9 protein-coding genes are annotated in these 13,297 nt (G+C 53.5%); 3 read left to right on the top strand and 6 right to left on the bottom strand.

The features are described from left to right. Positions 1 to 2: 2 nt before the first annotated feature. Positions 3 to 455 (bottom strand): GNAT family N-acetyltransferase, encoded by a 453-nt coding sequence (locus tag ACYVC2_RS07695; protein ID WP_461101722.1) that lies wholly within the window; start codon positions 453 to 455, stop codon positions 3 to 5. A gap of 75 nt (positions 456 to 530) precedes the next feature. Next, entirely contained in the window at positions 531 to 1,562 is a 1,032-nt protein-coding gene (locus tag ACYVC2_RS07700; RefSeq protein WP_461101723.1) for an RluA family pseudouridine synthase, read from the bottom strand. Positions 1,563 to 1,600: 38 nt separating this feature from the next. On the opposite strand from ACYVC2_RS07700, the gene ACYVC2_RS07705 reads away from it, so the two are divergent. Beyond that, the gene (locus ACYVC2_RS07705) at positions 1,601 to 2,542 is read left to right on the top strand and encodes a 1-aminocyclopropane-1-carboxylate deaminase/D-cysteine desulfhydrase (RefSeq protein WP_461101724.1); all 942 of its coding nucleotides are present in this window, start codon (positions 1,601 to 1,603) and stop codon (positions 2,540 to 2,542) included. A gap of 655 nt (positions 2,543 to 3,197) precedes the next feature. Beyond that, positions 3,198 to 4,460, top strand: coding sequence for an acyl-CoA dehydrogenase family protein (locus ACYVC2_RS07710; protein ID WP_461101725.1), 1,263 nt, complete (start codon positions 3,198 to 3,200; stop codon positions 4,458 to 4,460). Positions 4,461 to 4,947: 487 nt separating this feature from the next. On the opposite strand, the gene ACYVC2_RS07715 is transcribed toward ACYVC2_RS07710, so the two are convergent. The 4 genes from ACYVC2_RS07715 to ACYVC2_RS07730 all read right to left on the bottom strand — a co-directional run bounded on the left by ACYVC2_RS07715 (position 4,948) and on the right by ACYVC2_RS07730 (position 12,034). Next, complete coding sequence (locus tag ACYVC2_RS07715) at positions 4,948 to 6,234, bottom strand: M20/M25/M40 family metallo-hydrolase (protein WP_461102318.1); 1,287 nt, start codon at positions 6,232 to 6,234, stop codon at positions 4,948 to 4,950. A 219-nt stretch (positions 6,235 to 6,453) separates the two neighbouring features. Continuing rightward, entirely contained in the window at positions 6,454 to 9,282 is a 2,829-nt protein-coding gene (locus tag ACYVC2_RS07720; protein WP_461101726.1) for a M14 family metallopeptidase, read from the bottom strand. Positions 9,283 to 9,674: 392 nt separating this feature from the next. Beyond that, a complete protein-coding gene (locus ACYVC2_RS07725) occupies positions 9,675 to 10,949 on the bottom strand; it encodes an AGE family epimerase/isomerase (protein ID WP_461101727.1) in 1,275 nt (424 codons plus the stop codon). Further along, on the bottom strand, positions 10,946 to 12,034 hold the full coding sequence (locus tag ACYVC2_RS07730; protein ID WP_461101728.1) for a bifunctional heptose 7-phosphate kinase/heptose 1-phosphate adenyltransferase: 1,089 nt from the start codon (positions 12,032 to 12,034) through the stop codon (positions 10,946 to 10,948). The genes ACYVC2_RS07725 and ACYVC2_RS07730 overlap by 4 nt, the downstream gene beginning before the upstream one ends. 69 nt (positions 12,035 to 12,103) lie before the next feature. Here ACYVC2_RS07730 and ACYVC2_RS07735 point away from each other — a divergent pair, with 69 nt between their 5' ends. Continuing rightward, positions 12,104 to 13,180, top strand: a complete 1,077-nt coding sequence (locus ACYVC2_RS07735; RefSeq protein ID WP_461101729.1) for a phosphotransferase family protein — start codon at positions 12,104 to 12,106, stop codon at positions 13,178 to 13,180. The last annotated feature ends 117 nt before the right edge of the window (positions 13,181 to 13,297 follow it).

The raw sequence follows: 13,297 nt of genomic DNA on the forward strand, positions 1-13,297 counted from the left end.
GCTCAGAAATCCAGGTGGCAGTTGGTCCAGCCATCGTCGAAGCGGGTGCCAAACTGCCGGTAAAAGCCGATGGCAGGCTCGTTCCAGTCCAGCACCTGCCACATCATTCCTGTGCAGTCGGTTTCGCGGGCCATGTCGATGGTAGCGTCCAGCAGGAGTTTGCCGATGCCATAACCCCGAAAATCTTCGGTCACGATAATGTCTTCGAGGTACAGACGCTTGCCTTTCCAGGTCGAATAGCGGAAGAAATAAAGCGCCATCCCAACAATTTTTTTGCTGTCGGAGTCTTCGGCCATGATCATGCCAAAGAGTGGATTCGGCCCGAAGCCGTCCAGCGCCATCTGTTCGACGGTATTGGTAACCTGATCGGCGGCTCGTTCGTAAACAGCCAGTTCCATAACTAATGCAAAGGCTTCGGGTATGTCTTCAAGGGTGCCGGGGCGGATGGAAATCATGTGAAATGAATGGATAATGATTGATGAACAAGGTATGATGAATCGGCGAAAAATCGGCAGACAAGTGTACAGTATTCATTGTACATTATCCATTAATTTCCTCCATTTATCGAGGGCTGCCCTAAAATCGTCGGGCAGTTCGGAGTCGAACTGAAGCCACTGCCGGGTGCGGGGGTGCGTAAAACCCAGCGATTTGGCGTGTAAAGCCTGCCGGGGTAATAGCTTGAAGGCATTTTCGACAAACGCTTTATAGCGCCCCACCGGATTGCCGCGCAGAATGCGGTCGCCCCCGTACATAGCATCGTTGAACAACGGATGACCGATATGTTTCAGATGCGCCCGGATCTGGTGCGTCCGGCCGGTTTCCAGGTTACACTGCATCAGCGCGACATAGCGTAAATCCTCCAGGGTTTTGTAATGCGTGACGGCCCACTTTCCCTTGGTTTCGTCGTCGTAAATGGCCTGCACTTTCCGGTCGCGCACCGACCGGCCGATGTAGCCCGTGATGGTTCCGTCGGGCGGGTTAGGAATTCCCCAGACCAGGGCGTTGTACGTACGCTCGATGGTGTGGTCGAAGAATTGCCGCGCCAGGTGAGTCATGGCATATTCGGTTTTGGCAATGACCATCAGCCCCGACGTGTCTTTATCGATCCGATGCACCAGACCTGGACGAATAGCGCCATTTCGCGAAGTTGGCAGGTTCTGAAAATGATACACCAGCGCATTCACCAGCGTGCCGTCCCAGTTGCCATGTGCCGGGTGGACCACCATACCCGCGGGCTTATTGAGCACCAGCAGCTCGTCGTCTTCGAAGACAATCGTGAGCGGGATGTTTTCGGGCTTGATGTCGGTGTCGCGGGGCGGATGCGGCAACGAAATGGTAATCACGTCCGAGGGTTTTATCTTGTAGCTGGCTTTCGTCAGCACCCCATTGACGCGCACCGATTCGACGTCGATAGCTGCCTGAATCTTGGTCCGGCTGGCATTCGGAAGCCGATCCATCAGAAACCGGTCGATGCGGAGCAGGCTCTGGCCTTTGTCCACCACAATGCGGTGGTGTTCGTACAGCTCATCCTCCTCCGAAAATTCCTCGACCGTTTCTGTCATGCCCAACACTATCTCAAAAAGTTTGGCGAATTTACGCCATGATCCGCGATTTTGCCGAACATCTGCGTCGGTTTCCCCGCAATTCTCCGCTTCAGGAGCTAACAAATCCGTTTCCTGAACCCGTCGACCTACGCTTGTGGCTCAAGCGCGATGATCAGCTGCATCCACGGGTGTCGGGCAACAAATGGCGTAAATTGGAGTATAACCTGCTGGCGGCTTACGAACAGGGCTACGAGACGTTGCTCACGTTTGGGGGCGCTTTCTCGAACCATTTGTACGCAACGGCTGCGGCTGGCCAGGAGTTTGGATTTCGAACCATCGGTATCGTGCGGGGCGAAGAATTGGCCAACCGGCCGCGTAACCCAACCCTGCAGGCCTGCGAAACGTTTGGCATGCAGCTTCATTTCGTTAGCCGCACCGACTACCGACGGAAAGATGAACCTGATTTTCTGGCTGAGCTAACGCGCCAGGTTGGCTCCTGCTACATACTGCCCGAAGGCGGAACAAACGAACTGGCCATCCGCGGTGCCGCTGAGATCATGCCCGAACTTGTTGACCAACTGGGGTATGTGCCCGATTACGTCTGTTGCTCAGTCGGCACGGGTGGCACGGTCGCCGGGCTGATTGATACGGCTCCGACTGAGACGACAGTGGTAGGATTTCTAGCCTTAAAAGCGGCTGATTTTCAATTGCCGGCCTGTGCCGGAGAACAGGCCCATTATCAGTTGGAGTTCGGTTATTCATTTGGTGGTTACGCTCAGACTACTCCTGATTTACTCCGGTTTATACAAACATTTGAGCAGAAATCCGGCGTTTTGCTGGAACAGGTCTACACCGGCAAAATGCTGTATGGCATTTATGATTTAGCCCGGAAAGGCTATTTCCGACCTAACGCAACAGTCGTGGCCGTTCACACGGGGGGCCTGCAGGGGCGAAGCGAGGAGTTGGTGAACGGCCGAGTGGAGATATACGATTGCTGATGTAGAAACTTTGAAGTGTTTTGTCATTCCACGAATACAGGAATCTTTCTCTACGATGTTGATCCAGATCAATGATCTACAGCATTCTGGCTTAGACCTTTGGCACTATGAGAAAGCTAACAATTTTCAGATGGTTATCATTGATTACGTTTTTGTTAATCGTTCCTTGTGGCCCGGATATGCCAATCTGCCTCCCTTTTTTTTTACTACTACCCGTAGCTTTGATAGCCGGCGATTTACATTCTATCCTGCCATTAGTAGGGATAGTAGTGATTCTTATGACTAATCCCTTACAATCTTCAGCAAAGAAAGTGTATTGCCTGATAGGAGTGATTTTATTGACAATCAGTGTCTTGAAAATTCCCTATGACGCAGGTAATAGCTTTCCCTATGTTTGGGGTAGCTTTTTATCTTATTCGACAGCCATACTCTTTCTAGGCTGCTCAGCTACATTTTTTTGCCTGATTCTTACCAATAGAATTGGAAAGACTGCTACCGATTAGTTTACGGGAGAGCGACACATTGGAACGGGTCAGACAGGCTGCCTAGCTGAGTTATTAGGGTTATTATAAGGAGTAGGGAAAGCCGTAGTATTTGCTAAGCCTTCTTTTGTACGATAAAACCTAACTTGACGAAGATTTACGACCTACTCACTATGGAAACGATTTTCACGACCGAGCGCCTTAGGCCCTTGCTGGCACGGGTTCACGAATTTGTTCAGACGGAACTGATTCCGCTGGAAGCCGGCTTTTCGCATCATAACCTGAAGGCAATCATTCCAATTTTGGATCAGAAGCGGGCCCTGGTGAAAGCGGCCGGTTTGTGGGGATTGGCGCTCTCTGAAGAGCAGGGCGGACATGGGCTCACGCTCTGCGAGTTCGGCCAGATCAGCGAAGTGCTGGCCTATGCGCCGTTTTTTGGGCATTACGTGTTCGGGTGCCAGGCCCCCGACATTGGCAACATCGAACTGCTCCACAAATTCGCGTCGCCCGAACTGCGTGACCGCTACCTGAAACCACTCATGGCGGGTGCTATCCGTTCCTGCTTTTCGATGACCGAACCCGAGTTTGCCGGATCGAACCCAACCCGCATGGCGACGCTGGCCGTACGGGTTGGGGATGAGTACGTCATCAATGGTCGCAAATGGTTCACTTCATCGGCGGATGGAGCTGCGTTTGCGGTGGTGATGGCGGTGACCGATCCGGATGCGGCTCTGCACCAGCGAGCCAGCATGATCATCGTGCCAACCGACACGCCCGGTTTCAGGATCGAGCGGAACATTCCGGTATTTGGCGAAGCGGGTGAGGGATGGTTCAGCCATGCCGAAGTGACCTACACCGACTGTCGGGTTCCGGCTGCCAACGTCATTGCGGGCGAAGGAATGGGGTTTCGCCTGGCGCAGGAACGGCTCGGTCCGGGTCGTGTTCATCACTGCATGCGCTGGATTGGCAACGCCGAAAAAGCCCTCGAGTTGCTCTGTCAGCGAGCCGCTACCCGCGAGATCGAAGACGGCGTCATGCTCGGTGAAAAGCAGTTTATTCAGGATTTCATTGCCGAAAGCCGCGCCGAAATCGACGCATCCCGGCTCTATGTACTTAATACGGCGTACCTGATCGACACAAAAGGAGTCGGCAACGTTAGGGAGGCTGTGTCGGCGATCAAGTTTTATGTTGCCAATGCGTTTCTACGGGTGCTCGACCGGGCCATTCAGGTACATGGTGCGCTGGGCGTTACCGACGATACGGTCCTTTCCGCCATGTACCGGCACGAGCGCGGTGCCCGGATCTGGGACGGTGCGGATGAGGTGCACAAGCAGAATCTGGCCGCCAGTATCCTGAAAAAATACGGTCTGGACATCAAGCAGAAAGCGAAGGAGTTGCGGCAGTTTCGCCAGTTGATGCGTCAGCAGGCATTATAGGCGAACCTGCAGCCTAAGGATGGATCGAGTATGACCCCTTCAGGGTCAAATAGTTATAGGAGAGCTAAAGCTGCTATAAACATTTGACCCTGAAGGGGTCATACCCAGTTGAGTAGCATGTTATATGGCTCATGCCATCGCCATCACACCCGCCAGCAGGCCAGCGAGAAGCAGTAGCGCTCCCCGATAAATCGTCATTTTTTGTACAGATAGTTTCATACGATTGAGGTGGTTTACGTGGAAAGTCGTAATTAGTCAGGCATGGCCATTGATCGCGATTGGTTGATTACTGTTCTGTTCAGGTTGACAATAAGCTCGTTTAAATTTTATCAGGAAACTTTTTGTCATGCTGACGCAGGAAGCATCTCAGAATACCCTGATGGGCAAGTAGGGAACGTTAAGATGCTTCCTGCGTCAGCATGACAAAAACGTTCATTTGAAAATTCTTCTCAAAGTCTGAACAACCTCAATCAATGACTATAAAAGATCAATTCGCTACGCCCGCTTCGGCCAGCAGTACGAGCAGAATGCGCTGCAGTCCCAGCACGCCTTTGTCGTTGATCCACCATTCTTTTAGTGAATGTTCGTTGCCGCCGGTGCCCCCGCTGCCGATGGTCACTGCCGGAATCCCTTTGGCAATGGGTCCGTTGGCATTCGTAGAACTCACGTTTAAGCGGGGTTTGACCTGCAGATACTGTGATACCGCCATCGCCCGTTGCACCAGCGGAACTGTGGGCTCAATTCGACCCGAAGGCCGGTCACCAACCAGTTTGACGTCGACAGTCAGGTCAGGGCCCCGGCGCTTCATGGCGTTTTCGTCTTTTACAGCCCGCTGAACAGCCGCCTGCAGCAGCGCATCGATCCCTTTTAGTTTTTCAGGACTTTCGGAGCGCATATCCACTTCCATCCACGACTCGAAGGGAATGGCATTTACCGATGTACCGCCACCGACCACGCTGACGCTGTAAGTCGTTTTGACACCCTCTTTCGTGAATTTATCGGCCTCTGTCGTGAAATAATAAATTGCTTTACCAAGTGCGCCATGCGGATTGACAATACCAAACGCACCGTATGAGTGACCGCCGGGTCCTTTGAACGTGATCCGGTAGCGGTGCGAACCCAGACCCCGGTGCGTAATGCCTTCGATTCCGTGACCATCCACCGCAATGTACGAATCGATTTTCGGGCCACCCGGCCGAAGTAAATGCTTGACGCCCCGCAGGTCGCCTAATCCTTCTTCGCCCACTGCCCCAACAAACAGCACGTTGGCGTCCGTCTCGATCTTCGTATGATCCAGGCTTTTTAGTACGGCCAGCACGGCGGTCAGTCCGCGGGTATCATCGCCGACACCGGGTGCGTAGAGCGTATCGCCTTTCTGTTTGACTTTTACATCGGTTCCAGCCGGAAAAACCGTGTCCAGATGCGCTTCCACGACCACGGTTTTCCGACCCAATTTCCCTTTGCGTCTGGCCAGTACATTTCCGACTTCATCGATCCAGACCGAATCGGCACCGGCTTCCTTTATCATCGCAGCATATTTTTTCGCCCGCTCGGTTTCTTTGAAAGGGGGAGACGGAATCTCGGTCAGCAGAATCAGGTCTTTCTTCGTCTGCGGTTCGAGTTCGGTAAAATACCGGAAGGCGGCCTGCACAGCCGGTCGTTTGGCCAGCGTGTTAATTTCGGTGGTGTAGCGCTGTTCAACCGGGACGACTTTTTTCGATTCGGGGTCATCGTCGTCTTCCTGCGCAAACAAACAGGGAATTAGTCCGCCCATCAGGAGCGTGATTAATAAGGTCACTCGGGAAATTGGCTGCATGCTACTGTAAATGAACTATTTATGCATTGTGGGCTATTGACCGCTTGTCCGACTCGTTGAGGAAGCTATTAACTGATTCGGCCCCTGCAAAGTCGACTATTTATAGAACATTGAATGGCTATAAATACCCGATCCCGCAGAGGCCGAATCGATGGAGCTACGTATTCATTGACTCAGCTATTCTTCTGCTACGTGATCGCTGCCCTGCGAACCACTGGAGCCGGTATTATAAAGCTGATTGAAAAGCAGTTTAAATGTTCCCTGCGCCTGCGCCCGGAAGGTAATCTCCGGACCGAACGCGTACAGCTTACCGGAACCCACTGGTGCCATGAAAGCCGCTACGCCATCCTGCAGATACGACTGGCCCCAGGCCCAGCCACTGCGCAACGGCTTGGCCGTGTCGAACCAGGCCAGCGGAACTACTGTGCCTTTGGCAATGGCTTCGGGAGCCAGTTTGAATACCGGGCTGGCATCGAAATACACGTCGGTTTGGTTGGCCATGCCCCAGGTGGCGTGTTGGGTAGAGTCCAGTGCTACCCGCAGTACGCTGCCGGGGATGTAGTATTTTTCTCCGGGCAGGGGCCGCTCCTGACCCGACGCCGTCATTTCGACCAGTGCGTTCTTGACGGGCAATCCCAGGTGGTACGCCAGGTTGGTGCTACTACCGATGGTCACCACATTACCGCCAGCTTCCAGGAAGGCTTTGATCTGAGGAATGGACTTGGTAGCGGTAATCTTACCCAGCCACGGACGGTATTCGGCTGGCGTGCTTTCTTCTTTCGGTTCACGTTCGAACGCACTGAAAATGTCGTTATCACCGCCCCGCATCGGTGGAATGGCTCGGGTCACGAAGACGATGACGTCAAATTTCTTGCGCAGATCCCCCGCGTCGATATCCTGCGGATAAATGACTTTCATCGGGAAATGGTACTGCTCCATCAGCCAGCGAATCCAGCCGGAAGGCATCGAACCGCCGTAGGTATCCCACAGCGCAATTCGCATGGGTGACACTTTGATCATCGATGTCGTCGGACGTTTGCTGACACCCATCACTTCCAGGTCGAGGGCTTTGGTCGACTTGTCGAGCAGGGTTTTGGCTTTGGCCGAAGCGGGTACGAAGAATGACCCTGCTTCAGCCGACGATTTGCTGCCAGCCCCGTTCGGCAGGCGATATACGTCGACACCCGACGCCAGCAAATCGTTGACGGCAATGAAGGAGTTGTTGGCTTTGGCGCTCAGCACATAACCCGCGCTCGGCGTACCGTTGATATGGCCTTCGGGCGACTGTAGTTCGCCGTACGGTAATTTCTTGAACGGACCATCGAAGCTGTCCAGAATCCGGTCGAATTTCACGCTCATCAGGTAAGCGGGTGTCCAGCCTGCGGCATCGTAAGGACGAACCGGCGGACCGCCCGGATACTGAAAATCGTTGGGGTGATCCTGCGGCTCGAACATGTCCAGCAGGTGCGGCCGGAAAGCCTGATCGGTTTTGACCACGTATGAACCTGCCGGGTATTTTTTGCCCGCCACGGTAAAGTCGCTCGTTGCCTGTTGAATCTGAATGCCGGTCCGGATCAGGGCATTGACAAACTTAACCGCCGTTGCAAAATCGGGTTGATTGGTCGGAATGATGAACCCACGAGGATCGCGCAGGGTCGGCGCCTTCATGATCGTGTCGTAATACTTAAGCGGCATGCCACCGCCCCGGGGCAGCAGTCCGTATTGGGCCAACGCTGCATTGGCGCTGCCCGACGTGGGTTTTTTCGGATCAGCCTGGTACGCCTGGGTGATAGCGTCGATCCGTTTGGGCGACAGGCCCCAGGTATCTTTGCTACCGCGCTCGATGGAGTTTTTGCCCATCCGGTAAATGTTGAACAGCAGTTCATCGCCGTAACGGGCTGCGTAATTAAGCACCGAATAATTCAGCGACAGCGAGTAATCGATGGACTGTTTGAAGTGCCATTTCTGGGGCGTAACCGGGAACGGCGTATTGCCATTCGGAATCAACCGTGACGGAACGAGCGGTACATCTTCGGGGGTTGGTCCGCCGATGATTTCGGTCAGCAACCCGATCATATTATGGAAGTGAGTCGTTGTGCGCAACCCACCGTTGTACCAGGTCGAGAAGACCGATCCGCCCAGCCGCGTGAAGCCCGGTTTGTTTTCCGAGTTCAGCCGGTTGATCATAGCGGCTCCTAGTGCATCGATGCCCGTGATCATCAGCGGATCGAAGACGTAGTTGAATGGATCACGGTAGGGGGGGCCTGCCAGTACCGATCCGGCCGGACCGCGCTGGTGGTGGTTGTACATGATCTGCGGAATCCACTCGACAAACAGTTGCCGACCGATATTCTGGGTTTCTTTCATGTTGAGCATGAAGAAATCCCGGTTGTTATCGTGACCGACATACTTCTGATACAGCCGGGGCAGGTTATCCAGCGAGCGTTTCTCGGGCTTGGCTTCGCGCATGTACCAGTTGCTGACAATTTCCTGACCGTCGGGGTTGGCGTGCGTCAGCAGGATAATGTCCTTATCCAGAATTCGCATGGTTTCGGGGTCTTTGCGGCTCACCAGTTCCCAGACGGTCTCGATCAGTTGCATGGTGCCGACCGTTTCGGTCGCGTGCAGACCACCGTCTATCCAGACCACCGCCTTGCCTTCGTTGGCCAGCGCGTGTGCCTGGTCGTCGGTCAAGTTTTCGGCGCGGGCCAGTTTTTGGGAAATCTCTTTATAGCGATCGAGCTTTTTGAGGTTCTCGGGCGACGACACGATGAGCATAAGCTGGTGGCGACCTTCTTCGGTCAGGCCGATATCGACCAGCTTGACCCGATCGGAGGCTGCGGCCAGCTTACGGAAATACGCTTCGGTCTGCGTATAGGTAGCCAACTGATAGTCATCGCCGATGTTGAAGCCGAAATGTTCTTTCGGCGAGGGAAGTGTTTGAGCGATTGCCGTGCTCAAACCAACCAGCAACAGGGCAACCAATGAGTAAGGAGAATAACGCATTGTTGAGGAAAATTGGTTGTTGGAAGTTGTTAGTAGAGGTTAACTGGAAACGGAGGTGTATTGACAAATAATGAACTATCGTCTGGTAAATACAAATCGACTATGAACTGAACAGAACTTATGGCAGAAGAATAAAATTAAATACAAGTATACTTTAAAATATTCTTTTGATAGAGCCGAAGACAAAAGATTGTAGTAGATAGTAGGTTTATTGACATATAATATTCTTTACTTTATATAAACGAGTGCGTATTATGGCTTCTTCTTTGGGAGGTATCCTTCCAATCGGCCGTTTAAAGGTTCTCTTGAGGAATAGGGTCGATATGCCCCCTGCGGGGCAACTATTTATAGAAGACTCAGCAGGGGGCATTGGCGCTATGGTTGACTTTTACTCAGTTTGTCTGTGTCAATAGCATGTCCAGCCGATGAATGGATTGCACCATCGAACGGACGGTATGATAATTAATTTTCCAGGAATGGCTCATGTGCGTCCAGATCGGAACGCCCTGTCGGGTCATCAGCGGCCACCATTCACCTACCGGATGATTGACCATTTTGTCCAGGACAAACCGGTGTACGTTGGCGTAAGCTTTCCAGTAAGTTTCATCACCAAATAACTGATACGCATCCAGCAGCCCGATCAGGGCTTCGGCCTGCTGCCAGAATTCCTTTTCCCGATCATATACCGCTCCGCTGTGTGATCCTTCCACAAAAACACCCCCGAATTCCCAGTCGATGCCGTTATCGACCGCATGGCTGAACGATTTCAGGAATTGATTCCGATAGGTGTCCGGCGGAATGCCGAGCACATCCAGCGCATGCAGCAGCAACCAGGCAAACTCGGCGTTGTGCCCGTAGCTGGTGTTGTCTTCAGCTTCGCGCTTGACGCCGTCTTCCGTAAAACGATCCCAGCCCCAAATCACCTCGAATTTGATCTGAGGAGCTACCCGCCAGTCGGCCCAGAACTGTGGAATGCCCGTTCCGTAGGTGGGATGCATGATTTTACCGACCAGCAGATCGATAATCTCCAGCAGTTTCCGACGATGAACGGGCTGATGTGTACATTCATATAAAGTTGTAAAAGCCTCCATCAGGTGCATGTGGGCATCCAGGGTTTTGCGATCGCCACCCGCCGGTCCGGGCCCTTTCAGCGTCCAGTCGCGATGAAACATTTCGAAATACCCACCGTAGCAGGTGTCTGATGCATACTTCTGGAGAAGATCGAACACTTTGCCGGCGTATTCGGCTCCGCGCGGGTCGCCCGTAGCCAGCGTGTATTCACTCAGGCAATAAATGGCAAAGCTCTGGCCGTACACGATTTTCTGGTCGTTCAGCAGTTCACCTTTTCGGTTGGTCATCCAGTAAAAACCACCGTAGGTTTCGTCCCACATTCGGGAAAGCAGGTAATCGACGCCGTGCCGAGCCAAATCGCCCAACTTACCGTCGCCGTAGCCCGCCCGGTGCGCCGACGCGTAGGTGTAGATGGAACGGGTCTGCGCAATGAGTGATTTCTCGTCTTCGCCCGAATCGTGGCCGTGCCGATCGAAGTGAGTGATAAAGCCCCCGTTTACGTAATCGGCGGTGCGCTCCGTCCAGAAAGGCAATAGTTCCTGGGTCAGATGGGTATGTAATTCCTGCCGGTGTTTCCGGAAAAGATCGTTCGTCATGCGAAATAGGTATGATGGAGCGTCATGATTTCGGGCAGGCTGGCCGTACCCGTCTGGGCAAGTTTCTGAACCGTGACCGCAGCCGCCAGATTAGCAATTTCCAGCCCGGCCAGCGCAGTGGCACCTGCGCCCCAGCAGGCCGCCCAGGTAGCCACGACCGTATCACCTGCGCCAACCGTGTCGAGTTCGCCCCGGAGCGGTAATCCGTCGACGGCCTGAATTTGGTGGTCATCTATATATAGGATGCCCGACTGACCCCGCGTAATCAGCAGAGGGCCATTGCTTTGCCGACGGAACGCGTTGCCGTGCTGAACACACCAGTCCAGGTCTGGATGAGCCGGGTGTTCGACGCTCAGAAAGTGGGCCAGTTCCGCCGTATTTACTTTAAGCATAGCCTTTCGTACGTGCCTGCCTACGTCGCGCATATCGGCAACCACGCACACATCCGGAAACTGCACCATCAGTTCATTGAGCATTGCGACCCGCTCTTCGGTGAGTAATGGGTTCGGAAACTGCTGGTTGATAATGAGCACGTCCAGTTCGCTGAGCGCCTGGGTCAGCCCAGACAGCAGGTTGGCAAACTGCTGATCGGACACGGCATTGGCGGTGCCAAAATCGATGCGGTTCATCTCCTGGCCGGTCCAGTTAGGCTTTGTGTATACGCAGGTATCCCAATCGGTTTTCAGCGTGAGCAGATGCTGGGTATTCACACCCAGACGGGTAAACTGATGGTTCATTTCCCGTCCGAACAAATCGTCGCCTACGCACCCGATCACCTGAACATGCGAAACGCCCAGCGCCACCAGATTCTGCACCACATTGCCGGCGGCTCCCAGCGAAGCCCTGGGTTGACTTCCCCAGAATACGTCCCGCCCCGTTTCCAGCGATCGTTCGCCGGTTTGGGTTTGCAGTGTGAAATAAAGATCGATGGCAAAGTCGCCGATAACTCCCACTCTCAGTTCAGAAAATCGTTGAAAAAGGGCGTTGATTTCGGGGGTGGTCATTGGGGCTGTAATCGATTTATTAGTAGGTTCAGCGCTGAAATAAGCGGGGGCACCGAACCAGCTCCGTCCGGGCTGGTTCATAAAGTCAACGCAGGGGTTTCGACTACTCAATCAAGCACATTACCGTTCGCCTAACCAATACCGTATCGTATGATTACACCCGATGCTCCCCAACCCGTACGCAACGGCGAAGAACTGGACCTGAGCCGCTTAAATGCGTATCTGCGCGAGCAGGCACCTGAGGTCGGCACGATCCGGGAGGTCCGGCAGTTTCCGGGCGGCTTTTCGAACCTGACGTACTGGCTGCAGACGGAGGATGGGGAGTTTGTGCTACGTCGTCCGCCGGTGGGCGCTGCCGTCAAAGGCGGGCACGACATGGGGCGGGAATTCAGAGTGTTAACCGTACTAAAGGATCAGTACGACAAGATTCCGGAGCCGGTTGTTTACTGCGCAACCACCGATATCTTAGGTGCTCCGTTTTATGTGATGAAGCGGTTGACGGGCGCGATCTTACGGGCACCTATGGCCTCCTCTCTGACGATATCGCCCACCCGAATGCGCCAGTTGTCCGAAGCGCTGGTCGATAATCTGGCCGTAATCCACAACCTGGATATTCAGAAGACCGGCTTAAGTCAGCTCGGAAAACCGGAAGGGTACGTGCAACGGCAGGTAGAAGGCTGGGTTAGCCGGTATCTGGCGGCCGAAACCGATTCAATACCAGCAATGAATTTTGTCGGTAACTGGCTACCGAAACACTATCCGATCGAGCAGCCGCCTGCGTTTCTGCACAATGATTATAAATACGACAATGTTTTATTCGCAACCGATCGACTTTCCGGCGAACTACTGCCGCAACTTACGGGTGTGCTCGACTGGGAGATGGCGACCATTGGCGATCCACTTATGGATTTGGGAGCGACGCTGGCTTACTGGTCAGAAGCGAACGATAATTTGGCCTATCGAAATTTTAACCTGACCTGGTTGCCGGGTAACCTGACCCGCCGGGAAGTCGTCGACCGGTATGCCGACCGAAGTGGCCGCGATCTGTCAGATATTTTATTTTATTACGTTTTTGGTCTCTACAAAAACGCGGTGATTGCCCAGCAGATTTATGCCCGCTGGAAGCAGGGCCACAGTCGGGATGCCCGTTTTGGCCACCTGTTGCCCCTGATCATCGAATTAGCAAACAAGGCGTCTGCGTCGATCCGTCAAGGTAGCCTTGACTAATAGTCGAATCCTTCCCGAAATAAGCTAGTCTTCGTAAACTGATTAAAAGATACTGCCGTTGGCTTAAGCTTTGCGGTGAGCGAATGGGCAGGCCCCTTCTTCCAATGTCCTGATATT

It is taken from the genome of Spirosoma koreense (genome assembly GCF_054777875.1).

Coding starts and splice junctions, on each gene's coding strand:
- ACYVC2_RS07710 (WP_461101725.1), top strand. CDS start 3,198: ATGGAAACGATTTTCACGACCGAGCGCCTTAGGCCCTTGCTGGCACGG.
- ACYVC2_RS07735 (WP_461101729.1), top strand. CDS start 12,104: ATGATTACACCCGATGCTCCCCAACCCGTACGCAACGGCGAAGAACTG.
- ACYVC2_RS07725 (WP_461101727.1), bottom strand. CDS start 10,949: ATGACGAACGATCTTTTCCGGAAACACCGGCAGGAATTACATACCCAT.
- ACYVC2_RS07720 (WP_461101726.1), bottom strand. CDS start 9,282: ATGCGTTATTCTCCTTACTCATTGGTTGCCCTGTTGCTGGTTGGTTTG.
- ACYVC2_RS07695 (WP_461101722.1), bottom strand. CDS start 455: ATGATTTCCATCCGCCCCGGCACCCTTGAAGACATACCCGAAGCCTTT.
- ACYVC2_RS07730 (WP_461101728.1), bottom strand. CDS start 12,034: ATGAACCAGCCCGGACGGAGCTGGTTCGGTGCCCCCGCTTATTTCAGC.
- ACYVC2_RS07715 (WP_461102318.1), bottom strand. CDS start 6,234: ATGGGCGGACTAATTCCCTGTTTGTTTGCGCAGGAAGACGACGATGAC.
- ACYVC2_RS07700 (WP_461101723.1), bottom strand. CDS start 1,562: ATGACAGAAACGGTCGAGGAATTTTCGGAGGAGGATGAGCTGTACGAA.
- ACYVC2_RS07705 (WP_461101724.1), top strand. CDS start 1,601: ATGATCCGCGATTTTGCCGAACATCTGCGTCGGTTTCCCCGCAATTCT.